The 16,557-nt window shown below is 54.2% G+C and carries 13 protein-coding genes; 6 read left to right on the top strand and 7 right to left on the bottom strand.

The annotated features are described in order from the left end of the window. Positions 1-11 precede the first annotated feature (11 nt). From SHEW_RS10835 to cmoA, 7 genes are read right to left on the bottom strand one after another with little or no spacing between them, the layout of a single operon-like run. Positions 12-1,163, bottom strand: a complete 1,152-nt coding sequence (locus SHEW_RS10835) for a DUF3541 domain-containing protein (protein ID WP_011865885.1) — start codon at positions 1,161-1,163, stop codon at positions 12-14. Continuing rightward, positions 1,138-2,913 (bottom strand): hypothetical protein, encoded by a 1,776-nt coding sequence (locus SHEW_RS20115; protein WP_011865884.1) that lies wholly within the window; start codon positions 2,911-2,913, stop codon positions 1,138-1,140. Before SHEW_RS20115 ends, SHEW_RS10835 begins: the two co-directional genes overlap by 26 nt. Continuing rightward, on the bottom strand, positions 2,876-3,832 hold the full coding sequence (locus SHEW_RS10825; RefSeq protein ID WP_011865883.1) for an alpha-L-glutamate ligase-like protein: 957 nt from the start codon (positions 3,830-3,832) through the stop codon (positions 2,876-2,878). The genes SHEW_RS20115 and SHEW_RS10825 overlap by 38 nt, the downstream gene beginning before the upstream one ends. 2 nt (positions 3,833-3,834) lie before the next feature. Beyond that, positions 3,835-5,340: an inactive transglutaminase family protein gene (locus tag SHEW_RS10820; RefSeq protein ID WP_011865882.1), complete on the bottom strand. Its 1,506-nt coding sequence runs from the start codon at positions 5,338-5,340 to the stop codon at positions 3,835-3,837. Positions 5,341-5,355: 15 nt separating this feature from the next. After that, on the bottom strand, positions 5,356-6,093 hold the full coding sequence (locus SHEW_RS10815) for an ATP-dependent zinc protease family protein (protein WP_011865881.1): 738 nt from the start codon (positions 6,091-6,093) through the stop codon (positions 5,356-5,358). Positions 6,094-6,118: 25 nt separating this feature from the next. Beyond that, on the bottom strand, positions 6,119-7,111 hold the full coding sequence (cmoB, locus tag SHEW_RS10810) for a tRNA 5-methoxyuridine(34)/uridine 5-oxyacetic acid(34) synthase CmoB (protein ID WP_011865880.1): 993 nt from the start codon (positions 7,109-7,111) through the stop codon (positions 6,119-6,121). Further along, complete coding sequence (gene cmoA / locus SHEW_RS10805) at positions 7,108-7,839, bottom strand: carboxy-S-adenosyl-L-methionine synthase CmoA (RefSeq protein ID WP_011865879.1); 732 nt, start codon at positions 7,837-7,839, stop codon at positions 7,108-7,110. The genes cmoB and cmoA overlap by 4 nt, the downstream gene beginning before the upstream one ends. 414 nt (positions 7,840-8,253) lie before the next feature. On the opposite strand from cmoA, the gene SHEW_RS10800 reads away from it, so the two are divergent. From SHEW_RS10800 to ruvB, 6 genes are all read left to right on the top strand, one after another. Next, positions 8,254-11,010 carry a transporter substrate-binding domain-containing protein gene (locus SHEW_RS10800; protein ID WP_223294704.1) on the top strand — a complete coding sequence of 919 codons (2,757 nt, stop codon included), beginning with the start codon at positions 8,254-8,256 and terminating at the stop codon, positions 11,008-11,010. Between the two features lie 169 nt (positions 11,011-11,179). Further along, positions 11,180-12,958, top strand: a complete 1,779-nt coding sequence (aspS, locus tag SHEW_RS10795) for an aspartate--tRNA ligase (RefSeq protein WP_011865877.1) — start codon at positions 11,180-11,182, stop codon at positions 12,956-12,958. Between the two features lie 70 nt (positions 12,959-13,028). Next, positions 13,029-13,775, top strand: a complete 747-nt coding sequence (locus SHEW_RS10790) for a YebC/PmpR family DNA-binding transcriptional regulator (RefSeq protein ID WP_011865876.1) — start codon at positions 13,029-13,031, stop codon at positions 13,773-13,775. Positions 13,776-13,782: 7 nt separating this feature from the next. Further along, positions 13,783-14,304, top strand: a complete 522-nt coding sequence (gene ruvC, locus SHEW_RS10785; RefSeq protein WP_011865875.1) for a crossover junction endodeoxyribonuclease RuvC — start codon at positions 13,783-13,785, stop codon at positions 14,302-14,304. Then, a complete protein-coding gene (ruvA, locus tag SHEW_RS10780; protein WP_011865874.1) occupies positions 14,301-14,918 on the top strand; it encodes a Holliday junction branch migration protein RuvA in 618 nt (205 codons plus the stop codon). The genes ruvC and ruvA overlap by 4 nt, the downstream gene beginning before the upstream one ends. A 19-nt stretch (positions 14,919-14,937) precedes the next feature. Then, positions 14,938-15,951, top strand: a complete 1,014-nt coding sequence (gene ruvB / locus SHEW_RS10775) for a Holliday junction branch migration DNA helicase RuvB (protein WP_011865873.1) — start codon at positions 14,938-14,940, stop codon at positions 15,949-15,951. Positions 15,952-16,557 lie beyond the last annotated feature (606 nt).

Below are 16,557 nucleotides of genomic sequence, written 5' to 3'. Positions count from 1 at the left end.
CTCCTACTCTCCTAATGCTTTTCGGCTTTAGATTTTGCTTTTACGGCTTTTTCCTTTGCAGCATCAGACTTGATGCTGACCAGCTTAGGCAGATATTTCTTGGTCGCCTTAAGATTATGGAAATATGGCCCCTGATGCAGGCTCTTAGGCCAATCTAACAGCATCATGGCTAACACGTTGCGGTGCTCGCCCAGGGCGAGATCTGGGTTGCCACGGGGTGAGGGTATGGTCTGTGCCTTAGGATCGAAGGCGGCCATGATGTGCGCCTGGGTCTTCTTCACCACAGGATTGTCTGACATTCCCGCCAGATGGAAGCTGATGCCCACCTCGGCGATGATATCGTCGGTGGCATCTTTCAGGATCCTGTCTATGTTGGCCTCGAAGTAATCTAAGATCCAGGCAAATTCCGCTCTATCGACTGGATGCTGATAATACTCGCTGGCGGCAAAGATAAAGTGTGTCATGCCGTAGATCTTATTGCGAAACTGCTTCTTATCGAGTTTGGCGTCTCGACTCTGAGGATAGACGCGATTGAAGCCGTCCTTATACTCCTGCACATAATCACCCACACCTAGCTGCTTCGCCCAGTATACATAGTTCACCAGCTGCGCCGCCCAGGCCTCGATCATCGCCTTGTCGGTGAGCCCGCGTTTAAGATCGGTCGCCTTTAGCGCCTTGACCAACTTGTCGTGGCAGGGACCTTGTAGACCAAACTCGTCGATGCGGCTTGAGAACCTTAGTAGCACGTCGGTATAGAAGAGAAACTCGGGGAAGGGAGCCAGCGCCTTCTTGCGCGCCTTGGCTCTTGGGCCCTTACCCAGCACGTCGATGGCGGCCTGAGCTTCTTGCTCGATAAAACCCGGTTTATCCAGCTGACAGGCGTAGAAGGCCTGAGATTCGGTGACGGCGTATAGATCGACCAGGGCCGCATTGGCATACTTGTCATCGCCCGTCATGCGATAGAGGCGGATGCCGTAATGTCCCTGCACCCTTGGCGGCAGCTGGTAGAGGTTATCTTCCAGGTTTTGTTGGATCGCCTGTTTGACGCCCTGTGCGTCCAGTGATGCTGTCGTCTTAGCCGAGGCTGGCAGGCTAGGGAGTAGCAGGGCGGAGGTGAGTGCGAGTGCCCCAAAGATTCTAGTGTACGGGCTTAGGTTGATCATGTTGGCTCCTTTCTAGGATGGTGGCGACAGATTGCGCGCTGCCAAAAATTGCGGTGAGTTGCTCATCAAGGGGCTGTTGCTGCTCGTTGATGAGAAGGAGTTCAAAAACGCTTGTTGCCTCCAGCTGAGCGTCACTCAAGATCTGCTCCGCCAGGCGCTGATGCCATAGCGTGAGGTAATACAGCGGGCCTTGAGTCACCACACCGGTAAAACTGTAGAGGGCGTCATCAGCACCTGTCCAGGGCGCGCCAAAACTGGCACCAAACTCCTGGCTGAGATCCCGGTAGAGTCGATTCTCGAAGGTTTGATACGAAGACAAAGCCAGCTTGCTGCGAAACACCTTGAGCTGCTTGGAGAAGGCCTTAAGCTCGGCTTCGCGGCTATTGGATGGCAACTCGGGTAGCAGCTGTTGGCTCAGATATTGATTCAGCCAGAGACTGGCGATCGCCTGGCCATCGCCTAAGGTGTTGTTGAGATAGTAGCGCCCACCGGTGAGCAGGCGAGAAACCATCTCGGCCACCGCTGCGATAAGCTGTTCCTGACCGCGATAATCATTTAGCTGATCTGGTAGGGTCAGGGTCAGCTGACCAAATTGCTGCCCGACTACGGTTTGTCTCAGGGGGCTCAACTGAGCCTTATGTTCCTTATGCGCCTGCGTCTTAAGTGTTACCGCCTGCGCTTTCTCTGTTGGGGGTTGCTCTTGTTTTCCTAACGGCGGATTAGCTCGCTGCGAACCTGCTATTTGGGATTTGGGTGGGCGATCGAGAAAAACATCCCCCAGCAAACGCCCCTTATGCCAAAGCCGCAGCATATTGGTGTTAACAGTTTCAAATTCAAGGTCGAATGGAGAAAGTTCGGCCTGAATATTATCAAGTAGCTGCTCACCCGAGCGCGGTGTTACCTCGACCTTGGAAAGCACTGCAAGCTTGGAACCCAGTGTCCAGGGGGCTGGGGCTAGCTGGGTCTGGCTGTCCAGAAAACGTTTGACCTGTGCGGGGGTGGCGAGCAGCTGATGGCTCAGCGCCCAGCTCGCATAGTCGTCGGCGCCATGCTCGAGCGCTATCGTCTGCTTGGTCGCCATGATGAGGGAGATGGCCGCCTGATTTTTCTGTTTGGCCCTGACTTGGTAGGCCTGCCACACCTGACGCTTACAGCTTTCATCTTTTTGATGGATAAGGTAGCTGGCTATCGAATTATCGAAGGCCTGTTCTGGTCGGTCAGCATGCTGAGTTTCTTCATCAGTAAGGCGACACTGACTCTGACCTATGCTGAGCGACAGGTCTTTCTGCTTCAGGCCGTGGGCGACGCTGGCCTGGGCGGTATGGATCTTTGCCTTCTGCTGCTGGTCAATCTGCTCGGCAATCTGCTGCGTCAGCAGCTGACCAAACTGGCGCAGCCCTGGCGCGTCGCTTTGAGACCAGTTCTGGCTTTGGGTCTGGAGCCAAGGCTCGTGTGCCAGGCGGTCAAACTCATCGGCCAGATGCAGCTGACATTGAAGCAGCGCCTCTTTATCTTCGGCATTTAAAGGATAGTGGCGATAGAAGCGCACGCTGTCTTTGAGGTTAAACAGACCGATCAACTCGCGTTCGAGTCGCACACTGGCATCGAGCGGCGTGCCGCTCTCCTGTGCCTGAGACAGGGAAACCTGATAGTCGATACACTGCTCGCTGAGCAGTGTAATAGGAGAGGCGGCCTGGGCCACCGGGCTGAAGTTAAGCGCTAGGGAGACTGCTAAAATGCGTTTTAGCATAGGCGACGCGCTCTTCCACTGACATAGATTTGTTCTTCATCTGCTCCACATGTTTGAGCCTCGGCAGCAGGCCCTGGCCGTTGGCGATTTGAATCGCCAGACCCGGACGGGCGTTGAGCTCAAGCAGCAGAGGACCAAGCTTCTGATCCAGCACCATGTCGGTACCCAGATAACCCAGCTCACTCATCTCATAGGCCTTAGAGGCCGTATGCAGAAGCGTGTCCCAGTGGGGCACCTGGATCTCGGTGAGCTTCTTGTCGGTATCCGGATGTAGGTCGAGCGGACGGTCAAACTGCACCGCATGCAGGCCACGGCCTGTGCCGATATCCAGGCCGACACCTACGGCGCCTTGGTGCAGGTTAGCCTTACCGTCGGACGCTGCAGTGGATAGCCTGAGCATGCCCATTACAGGGAAGCCCTTGAAAACGATCAAACGAATGTCGGGCACCCCTTCGAAAGAGTAGCCGTCGAATACGGGGTCGAATTCGATGAGTCCCTCAACGATGGCCACATCTGGCTTGCCGCCCAGGGAGAAGAGGCCGCTCAAGATGTTAGAGATATGGCGGTCGATCTCGCTTGGGGTCACCTCGTGACCGTTAGGCTTGAAATAGTGGCCATTTTCCACTTTAGTGATCACCAAGATCCCTTTACCGCCCGAGCCCTGCGACGGCTTGATCACGAAACCGTCACGGTTGTTGACCATCTCGGGAATGTGCATGATCTCATGTTGCTGACAGACGGTGCCGATAAGCGCCGGCACGGCGATATCGTTCGCCAGGGCCAACTGCTTGGTGGTGAGCTTGTCATCCACTCGCTTGTAGAACTTGCGCGGGTTATAGCGACCTATGTAGTCGATGTTGCGCTTGTTCATGCCAAGTACGCCGTTTTCCTTCAGCTTTCGGGGCTTTGCAAACAGCATAGTTATTCTCCCGCTAAAGGTCTAAAGCGTCTAAGTTCCAATAACTTATAACCTGTGTATTGGCCCATCAGGAGCACAGTTGCCAGGATCACCAAGTGGATACCCAGGAAGTTAAATACCCAGTGTTGTACCCAGGTAGCGCTCATGGCCAGGTAGGCTAAGGTAGCAACAAACAGGCTGCCGCCGCCCTGAACCATTACCTCTTTGGCGCCTTCCTCTTCCCAGAGAATCGACATACGCTCGATGGTCCATGCCAGGATGATCATCGGGAAGAAGGTGATGGTGAGCCCCTCGCTCAAACCGAACTTATAAGAGAGCAGGGTAAACAGGCCTATGATGCCGATCACCACAATGATCACCGCGGAGATCCGTGAGATCAGCAAGAGGTTGAGATCCGACAGATAGGAGCGGATCATCAGGCCGAAGGCGACGATCAGCAGGAAGCCGACAAGGCCGGTCAGCAGTGTGGTTTGAATAAAGGCCAGGGCGATCAGCACGGGCATGAAGGTACCCGAGGTCTTGATACCGATAATCACCCTCAGGAACACCACCATAAGCACGCCGATAGGGATCAGCAATATACCCTTAAACAGGCTCTGCTCTTCCAGCGGCAGCTGATAGAGGGAGAAGTCCAAGGCATTCTTATTCTTCAGCATGTCGATAGAGGTGGCGAGCGCCGAGCGGGTGTCTTGCAACATGGAGAAGTTAACCTGAGAGTTAACGCCGCCTACTACGTCCAGAGTCGACTTGGCGGTTCTGTCCCAGATAAGCAGGTTGTCAGGGCGTCCTTGGGTACCATCGTTGGGATTGAAGATGATCCACTGACCCTGATGATAGACCTCAACATAGTTGGTCAGCTGCTGACGACGACGTTGATCTTCTAAAAACAGACCGCTGACTTTCTTCGCCGGGATCCCCTTGCTGTTGAGCATGTGGATAAACAGCTCGGCGCGGGAGTTACTGGTCAGCAGTAGCTCAAGGTTCTGGCTACGCTCTGTAGCATTGAAGCTCTTGTTAAGCTGCTGAGCAAACGACAGGTTAGTGGCGCTGCGCGACCAGATCTCGCTCATCACTTGCTCGGCGGCGGCCTTCTCTGTGGCGGGCCAGTTGTAGGCCTGCGGCGCGTCGGGTTCTTTGTCTGCCGGGATCTCATTCTTGCCGGTCGGTACCAGGGTGACCTTATAGTAGAGATCTTGCTGACCGATCGCCTCGCGGGTCGACCAGGTGACCTGACGGCCTGTGTCATCCTCTGTGGCTGACAAGCCGTAGCCTGGAGAGGTCGCGTTTTCCGCTAAGATCTCAAAGGCAGGATCCTTGGGCAGCGAGAAGGTCACCTCGGCAGGCTCGCCTGTGCCCTGGAAGCTCACCTTGGCATCCACGGCCCAGCTCTGTACCTGCTCGCCTGGGAGGAAGGGGACATTGTGTTCTATGCCGCGATAGACGCTGGCGGCAATGCCTGCGATAAACAGCAGGGCCACTAAGATATAAAAAGGTTTTTTAGAGTGCATCGAATTTACATCCTATTATTTGGCTGTTTTTGATGGATTGTTCTTACCGTGCACAAAAGTCTGTCCTACATCGACGACGGCAATGTCTTGCATAAACTTACGTCCCAGCAGCAGCTGATAGTCGAGGTGACTACGATCGACCAGGTTGAGATCGGTTTCCGCCTTGTAATTGCCAATCTGTAGATGGGCATGGATCACCGGGCGTCTGTCATTCTTATCATCGGCATCTTGCTTGATGCGAACGAAGCGCTCGACCTTAGACTCGAAGGTCTGTGATGGTTTATCGGCGCCTTGAGTGAAGACATCGAAGCGCACCCACTGCTTGCCATTACGCTCGAACAGTATGATGTTGTGGGCATCCAGTGATGAAGATTCGGCGCCGGTGTCGATACGGGTCTCGAAGCCTGCCTTGATCTCATCGACATAGACGTGTTCAACCGCGCCCAGGATAAACTTGTCACCGATTGGGGATGGGTCGCACTGCATAGGGACCTGCACCACCTGCTTCTCGGGTTGGGATTTGACGGCCGCCACCTGCTTGGACAGCTGCTCCAGCTGGGCAGACAGGGAAGTCAGCGCCGCCTGCTGCTCGCTTTGGCTGGTGCTTATCAGGGTGACTAGCTCGCTCTTCTGCTCGCTCAGGCTGGCATTAAAGGTGTCGACATCGACAGGCGCGGGCTGCTTAGGATCTTGGGTGGCTGCGCAGCCTACCAGGCTGGTTACCAGGGCGAGAGTGGTCATCTGTTTTAACATAGTGCTTCCCGTTTACTATTTTTGTTTAAACCAAATCTTTGTTGGGTTGATTCTTAACGGCGATAAAAGTGGCGCGTTTGGGCGCCGGATACCCCTCAACCGTCAGGCTGACATCGTTAGGATCCAGGTAGTCCACCAAGGACTCATTAGGCATCCATTCTGTGCTGCGCTGTTCTGCAAGTGAAGTCACATCGATATCGACGCAGCGTACATCGACAAAATCCGCCTTCTTTAGCCAGGCTTCCAGCGCCTTGGCCGACGGCAGGAACCAGACGTTGTTCATCTTGCCGTAGCGCTCCCCTGGGACCAGTACGGTATTTTCATCGCCATCGACCACTAAGGTCTCGAGCACGAGTTCACCGCCGGTTCTCAGTTGATCCCTCAGTTGCAGCAGGTGATCTATGGGGGAGCGTCTGTGATAGAGCACGCCCATGGAGAAGACGGTGTCGAAGGCATCCAACGGCGGCAGCTGCTCTATGCCCAGAGGCAGCAGGTGCACTGGGTGATCATTGCCCGCTAGGCGTTTTACCGCCTCAAATTGACACAGAAACAGCGGCGAGGGGTCGATACCCACGACGCGTTTAGCGCCGTCACCCAGCATACGCCACATGTGATAGCCGCTGCCACAGCCGACATCGAGTACGGTGCGATTCTTCAGTGGTGAGATATGGGGCTGAACTCGCTCCCACTTCCAATCTGAGCGCCACTCGGTGTCGATATGGATGCCATGCAGATCGAAGGGGCCCTTGCGCCAGGGGCAGAAGAGTTTAAGCAGGTTCTTGAGTTTTTCCTGCTGTCCCTTGCTGAGCTGATCGCCGCTGCCCACCTCTACCCTAGTGGTGAAATCGATTCTGTCCGGCGCAGGATAGTGCAACTTATTGAGCACCTTCTCCCACTTGGGTAGGTTGCCATGCTTATGTTCACGTTGCCACTGGCCGAGGATGGCCGGCAGCTCTTCTAACCAATGTTGAAGATTGGAGTCGGCAATTTGTTGATAAAAGGAGCTGAAGCTGATCACTTGATGGCCACCATAGATGCGAAATTAAAACATTGGAACCAGACGCTGAAATGGCTAAAGCCCTGGGCTTTAAGCCTTTGCTGATGCTGGGGCAGGGTGTCTGGCTTCATTACATGCTCGAGCGAGCTGCGCTTTTGGCTGATCTCAAGCTCGCTATAGCCGTTGGCGCGCTTAAAGTCGAGGTGTAGCTCGTCCAGAAGATGCTGCACCGGCTCGTCTTCGAACACTAATTTCTCTGACAGCACCAGAATGCCGCCGGGTTTGAGTCCCTGATAGATCTTGGCGATCAGCGTCTGTCTGTCTTCCGGGGCCAAAAACTGCATGGTGAAGTTTAAGATCACCATGGAGGCATCTTGGATCTCGATATCGCGTATATCGGCGCAGATAAGGTCGACCGGGGTTTCGCTGACATAGGCGCTGAGGTTCTGTTTACAGCGCTCGATCATAGATTCGCTGTTGTCGACGGCGATGATCTCACATCCGCGACCTTCGATGCGGCGACGTACGCTAAGGGTGGCCGCACCCAAAGAGCAGCCCAAATCATATATCTTGCTATTAGGTGTGACACATTTGTCGGCGAAATCGCCTAAGGTGTTGATGATCTGTCCATAGCCGGGAACAGAACGGCGGATCATATCGCTAAAGACGCCTGCGACTCTATCGTCGAATTGAAAGTCACTGATATGTTCACAGGCCTGCGCGTAAATAGTATCTTGAGTTGAGTTCATCAGAGTTTTTTGAGTAAATTCAATATTTCATTCTAGCTAATGATAACAGTTCGCAGCAAGTCTGGTACTGGTAATTAGGAATAAAATTCTGTCTAATATCCTAATAACAACATATATTTTACAGCGCGGTGACTTTGCGCTCGACGCAGGGATGCTAAGGTTATTTTTTGTAGCCAGCTTGTAATATAAGCTGCCTTTTATAAGCCCTTTTTATAAGGGACTGTTTTTAGAACAAGTGATAGCTTGGCTTGATATAAAAATGATAATAGAAACTGGGACCTACCTTTGACATCACTACACTGTTTTGCTTCGGCCTATGTTGCCTGGCGACGTCTCCTGTCGGCATGCATAGTCTTTGCGCCCCTTATGATAGCCCGTTTTGTTATGGGAACTGCCGCGTTGACGCTGAGTTTAATGCTTAGTTTTCAGGTGTCTGCAGAAGAGCAGCAAGCCCCGCTAGTCTTGGTAATGGGGGAGGACAGCTACCCTTATCAGTTCGTCGATGAGAATGGCGATGTCAAGGGGGTCTTGGTGGATCTCTGGCGTGAGTGGTCGTCTCAGACTCAGGTGCCCGTTGTATTTGTCGCCCGTCATTGGCAGGACTCCTTGAAACAGCTGGCGCAGGGGGATGCCGATATCCATATTGGCCTTGGGATCACCAAGGAGCGGGATAAAGATTTCGATTTCGCGGCGCCCATCGCCTATGTCAGTACCTATCTCTATGTGCGCAACACGCTAAAGGGTAAGAAGAGTTTTAGCGATCTTCAGCCCTATCGCATCGGCATAGTGACCGGCTCATCCCATGAGTCCATTCTCAATCAGCAAGTTAACGGATTAAGTTACCGCTACTACAATAGCCGCGCCGAACTGCTCCGCGGTGTGGTGGCAGGCGAAGTGGATGTCTTTGCCGGCATGGAAGGCTACTTAAAGGATAACGCCGTTAGCCGCGCCGTTCTGGAAGAGTTTCCCCTAGATAATCGTTTGCTTATCAAGAAGACGGCGCTGGTGCCCGCCGTCAGCAAGGGACGGCTGGACCTTATCACAGAGATCAACCGCGGGTTCGACCGCTTGAGTCAAACCAGCCGCGCCGAGATAGACAAGCGTTGGCTAGGTTTTAGCCATGACGCCAACACCTTAGTGATTGCCACCACGACAGGTATCCAACCCTTTGTCGATACCGGCGGCGATGGCGAGCCACACGGCCTCTATATCGACATCTGGAAGCTCTGGTCTAAGAAGACGGGGATAGAGGTGGAGTTTCGCCCGGCCGCTATGGAAGATGGCCTGGATGAACTCAAGTTTCACCGCGCCGATATCCATGTGGGCTATCCCGAAAGCGATACCATGAAGACCAATCTCACCCGTGCCTGGCGCACCTATCAGGTGAAGAGTCGTCTGTTCAGTTATGGTAAGGCCATCAATAGTCTGGATGAGCTAAAGGGTAAGCGTGTCGGCGCCGTTCCCACCGCGCCTTATCTGGATAAACTCAAGCAGGCGTTGCCAAACTCCGAGCTCAAGCTCTATACCGATGTGACCCAGATGATCCAGGCCGCCCAGCAGGGGCATATCGCCGCCTTCGTGGCGGCATCGGCTTGGACCCAGCACTATCTGCTGCGGGCTGAATCCTGGTCTGACTTTCACCAGTATCGCAAGCTGGCCTTCACCACAGACATCTACGCCTTGACCCGCAATGAGGACAAGGGACTGGCTCAGCGTATTGCGGCGGGCTTTCGCCTGATCAGCAATGCCGAGCTCGCCGCGATAGAGAATAAATGGATCTTGGATAGAGACGACAGGAGCGTGCAGTCTTTGCTTAATCCGCTCGCTATCACTGAGGAGCAGCGCCGTTATCTAGACAGCCTGGGCACGCTTAAAGTGGGCTACCTTGCCGCCTGGGCGCCCATGGAGTATCAGGGGCCGTCCGGTGAGTTTATGGGGATCAACAGCGAGATCAGCCACTGGGTCGCCGAGCAGCTGGGCTTAACCATAGAGGGTGTACCGTTCGATCGCTGGAGCAGCCTGCTAGAAGCACTTAAACAAGGCGAAATCGATATCGTCGGCAGCGTCGCTCACACGCCAGAGCGGGAACGGGAGATGCTCTTTACCACCCCCTATTGGCCATCGCCCTGGGGCCTGGTGACTAACCTCAGTCAGGTGACTGTGTTTAACCTGAGTCAGATGAGTGGTAAGCGTCTGGCGATTGTCGAGGGGTATCATCTCATCGCCAATCTGATGAACAAGGCGCTCGGAATCGAGCTGGTGATCGTGCCCAACAGCCGCGCCGGCGTCGATGCGGTGGCCCAGGGCAAGGCCGATGCCTTCATCGAGAAGGTGATCAACATGGCTATGGTGCTTAAGGAGTCAGACTACAAGGCACTTAAGATGTCTGTGCTGGCGGACTTTTCCCAGCAGCAGAGCCATTTCGCCCTGAGCCCTAAGTTTGCTGCGCTGGTGCCCCTGTGGGATCAGGCCATCGCCCAGATCACCCCAGAGCGGCAAGAGGAGATTTATCAGCACTGGGTAAAAGAGGAACCTAGCAGTTGGAAGACTTGGGTCAACTATCAGAGCGCCTTCTATCTTCTGGCGCTACTCAGCTTTGTGGTGTTTGTCTATCTTATTTGGCGCGCTCAGCGTAGCCGCCTGGCGGCGGCCAAGGAGCTTGCCCATGAGCTGACGCGGGCAGGGCAGTTCGATGCACTCACCGGTTTGCCGAATCGCAGCCTGCTCGATGACAGATTGCAGCAGTCTGTGCTCATACATCGCCGCGAGATGCAGCCCTTTGCCGTACTCTTTATCAGCTTCGATAACATGCGTGAGATCAACCAGACCTATGGCCATCAGGTGGGCGACAGGGTATTGGCCAAGGGCGCGCAGCGCCTCAAGTCTGCGGTGCGTAAGTCTGATACCCTGGCGCGTTTCGGCGGCAACGAATTTGTGATGGTGCTTAATCGCAGCAAAGATCTCGATACCGTGTGCCAGGTGGCCGATGGCATAGTCGGTGGCTTTAGCGCCCCCTTTGCGATCAACGGCCTGGATGTGGCACTATCGGTCAGCATAGGGGTGGCCATGTTCCCAAGCGATGGCGATACTGTGGTGGAGCTACTCAAGACCGCCGACAAGCTGATGTCGCGGGCGGTGAAACAGGGCGGGCGCTGTTACCAGAGTGCCTGATCTGTGACCCCAGTTCAGGATTTGATGGATATTTATCCAACCCAAAGGTTTACTTCATTTTAAGCGGATGAAGTTGTTTTGAAATCGGCAATATTTCACTATAATGCCGCTTTTGTCATGTATTGAATATCCTCAAGCACGGCCTTGACGGATGAAAGGAAAGTGTTAGATGCGCAGTCATTATTGTGGAGACGTTAATCGGTCTCATGTTGGGGAAGAAGTTACTCTCGTAGGTTGGGTAAACCGCAGTCGCGATCTCGGCGGCGTGGTTTTTCTGGATTTGCGCGACCGTGAAGGCGTGATTCAGGTAGTATATGATCCTGATCTGCCAGAGGTATTCGATGTCGCCAGCACACTGCGCAGCGAGTTCTGTGTTCAGGTTAAAGGCCTGGTACGCGCGCGTCCCGACAGCCAGATCAACGATCAGATGCGCACAGGTGAGATTGAGGTGCTGGGTAAGGCCCTGACCATTCTCAACAGCGCACCGGCACTGCCGATCAACATGGACAAAAATCAACACAACACCGAAGAGCAGCGTCTTAAGTATCGCTACCTGGATCTGCGTCGCCCAGAGATGGCCGAGCGCATCATCTTCCGCTCTAAGGTGACCAGCGCCGTGCGTCGTTTCCTCGACGGTAACGGCTTCCTCGATATCGAGACCCCAATTCTGACCAAGGCAACCCCAGAAGGTGCCAGGGACTATCTGGTGCCTAGCCGTACCTACAAGGGCCAGTTCTTCGCGCTGCCACAATCACCACAGCTGTTTAAACAGCTGCTGATGATGTCTGGCTTCGACCGTTACTACCAGATCGTGAAATGTTTCCGCGACGAAGACTTACGCGCCGACCGTCAGCCTGAATTTACCCAGATCGATATCGAAACCTCTTTCATGACCTCAGCGCAGGTGATGGACAAGACTGAAGAGATGGTACGCGGCCTGTTTAAAGAGCTGCTGAACGTCGACCTGGGCGAGTTCCCTAAGATGACTTTCGCCGAAGCGATGCGCCGTTACGGCTCAGACAAACCAGATCTGCGTAACCCGCTGGAGCTGGTCGATGTAGCCGACCTGGTTAAAGATGTCGACTTCAAGGTGTTCCAGGAGCCAGCCAACGACAGTGAAGGCCGTGTTGCCGTGCTGTGTGTGCCGGGCGGCGCTAGCCTGTCACGTAAGCAGCTCGATGAGTATGGCAAGTATGTCAACATCTATGGCGCCAAAGGCTTGGCGTGGATGAAGGTCAACGAGCTGGAGAACGGCCTGGAAGGCATTCAGTCACCAGTGCTTAAGTTCTTAAGCGAAGAGGTGGTTAAGGGGATCCTGGAGCGCACAGGTGCGGCCAACGGTGACCTAATCCTGTTCGGTGCCGACAAGGCGAACATAGTAGCCGAAGCCATGGGCGCGCTGCGTCTCAAGGTAGGTGAAGATTTCGATCTGCTTCAAGGCGACTGGAAACCGCTATGGGTGGTTGACTTCCCAATGTTCGAGCGCACCTCTGACGGTGGCCTGCATGCCATGCACCACCCGTTCACTGCGCCGAGTGGTATCACGCCAGCCGAGCTGGAAGCGGATCCAACGGCGGCCATCTCTGACGCCTATGACATGGTACTTAACGGTTGTGAACTGGGCGGTGGCTCGGTACGTATCTACGACGCCGAGATGCAGTCGGCCGTGTTCAGAATCCTGGGGATTAACGATGAGGAAGCCCAAGAGAAGTTTGGCTTCCTGCTAGAGGCCCTCAAGTATGGTACGCCGCCACACGCAGGTTTGGCATTCGGCCTCGACCGTATGGTGATGCTGATGACAGGTGCCAGCTCGATTCGCGACGTGATGGCTTTCCCTAAGACCACCACGGCAGCCTGTCCGCTCACCAACGCCCCTGGCTTTGCTAACCCGGTACAGCTCGAGGAGCTTGGGGTGAGTGTAGTGGAAGCGAAAAAAGAGCAGGAATAGATCAAGATTGAACCAATAAGCCGAGCATCTTGCTCGGCTTTTTCGAGGCAAACTCGAATAAGGAGTCCCTATGGCCGGTCACAGTAAATGGGCCAACATCAAGCACCGCAAGGCGGCACAAGACGCCAAACGCGGTAAACTCTTCACCAAATTCATTCGCGAACTCACGGTAGCGGCCAGAGAAGGCGGCTCGGATCCCGATTCAAACCCGAGACTCAGGGCGGCAATCGATAAGGCGCTGTCAAATAACATGACCCGCGACACGGTCGAGCGCGCCATCAAGCGCGGCGCCGGTGAGCTAGACGGTCAGGTGCTAGAAACCATCATGTATGAAGGTTATGGTCCGGGCGGCACCGCCGTGATGGTCGAGACCATGACAGACAACCGTAACCGTACCGTTTCAGGCGTGCGTAACGCCTTTAGCAAGTCGGGCGGTAACCTAGGCACAGATGGCTCTGTAGCTTATCTGTTCGAGAAGCGTGGCGTGATCTCTTACGCCGAAGGCAGCGATGAAGACACCATCATGGATGCGGCGCTCGACGCCGGCGCCGAAGATGTGGTGACCAATGATGATACCTCTATCGATGTCTACACCACGCCTGAGGCCTTTGGTACGGTTAAGGATGCACTGGATGCCGCCGGTCTCGACGCGGTTAACGCCGAGGTGACCATGGTGCCATCGACTAAGGCTGAGCTGGATGCCGAGACGGCGCCTAAATTCCTGCGTCTCATCGATAACCTTGAAGATCACGACGATGTACAAGAGGTCTATCATAATGCCGAGATCTCCGATGAGATCTTAGCCAGCCTCGAATAGGCAGACTATGCCGATAATCTTGGGGGTGGATCCCGGCTCGCGGATCACAGGCTATGGGGTGATCCAGTGCCAGGGCAGGCAGCAGATCTACCTGGGCAGCGGCTGTATTCGTACCCAATCCGATGATCTGCCTTCCCGGCTCAAGGTGATTTTCGACGGGATAAGCGAGATCATTCGCCAATACCAGCCGGACGAATTTGCCATCGAGCGGGTGTTTCTGGCGAAGAATGCCGATTCGGCGTTAAAGCTCGGTCAGGCGCGGGGGGCGGCCATCGTCGCCGCCACCAATGCTCAATTGCCGGTGGCCGAATATTCGGCGACCCAGATCAAGAATGCCGTAGTCGGCACGGGACGGGCGCAGAAGAGTCAGGTACAGCACATGGTGCAACAGATCCTCAAGTTGCCGGCGGCGCCACAGGCCGATGCAGCCGATGCGTTAGGCGTTGCCCTGTGCCATTTCCACACATATCAGAGTCTTATCGCCATGGGCGGTAAGGCTAGCGTGAGAACTTACGGAAGATATAGATGATAGGTCGTTTACGGGGATTACTCGTCGAGAAGCAGGCGCCCGAGGTGCTGATTGAAACTGGCGGTGTCGGCTATGAGGTGCAGATGCCGCTCACCAGTTTTTACGAATTGCCAGAATTAAACCAAGAGGCGGTGATCTACACCCACTTCGTGGTGCGTGAAGATGCCCAGCTGCTGTACGGTTTCATCACCAAGCAGGAGAGGGCGCTGTTCAGGCTGCTGATCAAGACCAATGGCGTCGGTCCTAAGCTGGCACTGACCATACTCTCTGGCATGACGGCGGGCGAATTTGTGAAATGCGTCGAGCATGACGATATCGCAACCCTGGTTAAGCTGCCGGGTGTCGGCAAGAAGACTGCGGAGCGTCTGTTGGTTGAGATGCGCGACAAGCTTAAGAGCCTGATGGAAGCGTCCCATGGCAACGAGCGCGAGTTTGTGTTGCAGTCTAACTATACTCCTGCGCCTGTGGTTAACACTGCCGAAGAAGATGCCATCTCGGCGCTTTTGGCGTTAGGATATAAGCCGGCACAGGCCAGTAAGGCGGTGTCCAGTGTCTTCGAAGAGGGCATGGATTCAGAAACCTTGATCAAGGCATCGCTGAAATCGATGCTCTAGCGCTCAGAGTGAGAAATAGATGATTGAAGCCGATAGGTTAGTTCACGCCCAGCCCCAAGGCACAGAGGAGCGGGACGAGCAGATAGATAGGGCGATGCGTCCTAAGCTGCTGGATGAGTACACGGGCCAGGACGATACCAGAGCCCAGCTCAAGGTGTTTATCGAGGCGGCGCAGAAGCGCGGCGAGGCCCTTGATCATATGTTGATCTACGGACCTCCAGGCCTGGGTAAGACCACGCTCGCCATGATCGTCGCCAACGAGATGGGGGTTAACATCAAGTCCACCTCGGGCCCTGTGCTGGAGAAGGCGGGTGATCTCGCGGCCCTGCTTACCAATCTCGAGGCCGGTGACGTGCTCTTCATCGACGAGATCCACAGACTTAGCCCTGTGGTGGAGGAGATCCTCTACCCGGCGATGGAAGACTATCAGCTGGATATCATGATAGGCGAGGGCCCGGCGGCGCGCTCCATTAAGCTTGAGCTGCCTCCCTTTACCCTGATTGGTGCAACTACTCGCGCCGGCGCACTGACATCGCCGCTGCGTGCCCGTTTTGGCATCCCCCTGCGTCTCGAGTTCTATAACGTCAAAGATCTTAGCAGTATTGTCACGCGCTCGGCCAAGGTGCTTGAGCTGCCGATCGATCAAGAAGGCGCGGTAGAGGTCGCCAGACGTTCTCGCGGCACGCCGCGTATCGCTAACCGTTTGCTTAGACGGGTGCGAGACTACGCCGAGGTGAAGCACGATGGCGAGGTCAACAAGGTGGTCGCCGAGAGCGCTTTGGATATGCTGGATGTGGATGTCGAAGGCTTCGATTATATGGACCGTAAGCTGCTGCTGGCCATCATAGATAAGTTTATGGGCGGCCCTGTGGGCCTGGATAACCTGGCCGCGGCCATCGGCGAAGAGCGTGAGACTATCGAAGATGTGCTCGAACCCTTTCTGATCCAGCAAGGCTTCATCCAGCGCACCCCAAGAGGGCGTATCGCGACGGCGAGAGCCTATCAGCACTTCAACCTGATCCAGCCGGAATAATCGCTAGGCGAACGGTTATTATTTTTCACATTAGTGAGTTGAGCGTTAAAAAGCGTGGTCGAAAGACTGCGCTTTTTTGTTGTCACCTATTGGCTCTACATGCGACTGTTTTGCTGTCTACTCAGTAGCTCCCTGTCTGAACATTTAATCAAAGCCTTTAATCAAAGCTTTCAATCAAAGCATTCAATCAACACCTTCAATCAAAGCCTTTAATCTAAGGCGCTAATATAACGTCTTCATGAGTGTGCCGTGAGCGTCATGATCTTGCTGCTGTCACTCTGTCGTTGCATGGGACGCACTCGAATTTCTATGCAATCAGGTCGGTGATTCGAGTCGGTTGCTGTCTAGCTACTCCTGAATCCTTTTTCAGTATTATTTCGTTTGAAATTTAAGCTAAAAGAGTTCCCGTTAAGGGAATAAAAGATACAAAGTATTACACTTATATAATTTAATAAGCCTACTTGTTGGTGATTTTGTTAATTTACCACAAAGATTGAGTGCATTTAAATTGAAGTTTGATTTATATCCGATTTATTAACTCCGCACTTAGTTACTCCTTAAAATTAAATGCGTTAAGTCAGTGATTGATTTAATTGAACGGGGTGG

Source organism: Shewanella loihica PV-4 (assembly GCF_000016065.1).
Classification (GTDB): domain Bacteria; phylum Pseudomonadota; class Gammaproteobacteria; order Enterobacterales; family Shewanellaceae; genus Shewanella; species Shewanella loihica.
This window is presented reverse-complemented; position numbering and strand designations above follow the sequence as displayed.

What these genes read in the sequence shown, in the direction of transcription:
- SHEW_RS10800 (WP_223294704.1), top strand. Translation starts at nt 8,254, where the DNA reads ATGCTTAGTTTTCAGGTGTCTGCAGAAGAGCAGCAAGCCCCGCTAGTC.
- ruvC (WP_011865875.1), top strand. Translation starts at nt 13,783, where the DNA reads ATGCCGATAATCTTGGGGGTGGATCCCGGCTCGCGGATCACAGGCTAT.
- SHEW_RS10820 (WP_011865882.1), bottom strand. Translation starts at nt 5,340, where the DNA reads ATGCACTCTAAAAAACCTTTTTATATCTTAGTGGCCCTGCTGTTTATC.
- SHEW_RS10790 (WP_011865876.1), top strand. Translation starts at nt 13,029, where the DNA reads ATGGCCGGTCACAGTAAATGGGCCAACATCAAGCACCGCAAGGCGGCA.
- SHEW_RS10835 (WP_011865885.1), bottom strand. Translation starts at nt 1,163, where the DNA reads ATGATCAACCTAAGCCCGTACACTAGAATCTTTGGGGCACTCGCACTC.
- SHEW_RS10815 (WP_011865881.1), bottom strand. Translation starts at nt 6,093, where the DNA reads ATGTTAAAACAGATGACCACTCTCGCCCTGGTAACCAGCCTGGTAGGC.
- aspS (WP_011865877.1), top strand. Translation starts at nt 11,180, where the DNA reads ATGCGCAGTCATTATTGTGGAGACGTTAATCGGTCTCATGTTGGGGAA.
- SHEW_RS20115 (WP_011865884.1), bottom strand. Translation starts at nt 2,913, where the DNA reads ATGCTAAAACGCATTTTAGCAGTCTCCCTAGCGCTTAACTTCAGCCCG.
- ruvA (WP_011865874.1), top strand. Translation starts at nt 14,301, where the DNA reads ATGATAGGTCGTTTACGGGGATTACTCGTCGAGAAGCAGGCGCCCGAG.
- cmoA (WP_011865879.1), bottom strand. Translation starts at nt 7,839, where the DNA reads ATGAACTCAACTCAAGATACTATTTACGCGCAGGCCTGTGAACATATC.
- SHEW_RS10825 (WP_011865883.1), bottom strand. Translation starts at nt 3,832, where the DNA reads ATGCTGTTTGCAAAGCCCCGAAAGCTGAAGGAAAACGGCGTACTTGGC.
- ruvB (WP_011865873.1), top strand. Translation starts at nt 14,938, where the DNA reads ATGATTGAAGCCGATAGGTTAGTTCACGCCCAGCCCCAAGGCACAGAG.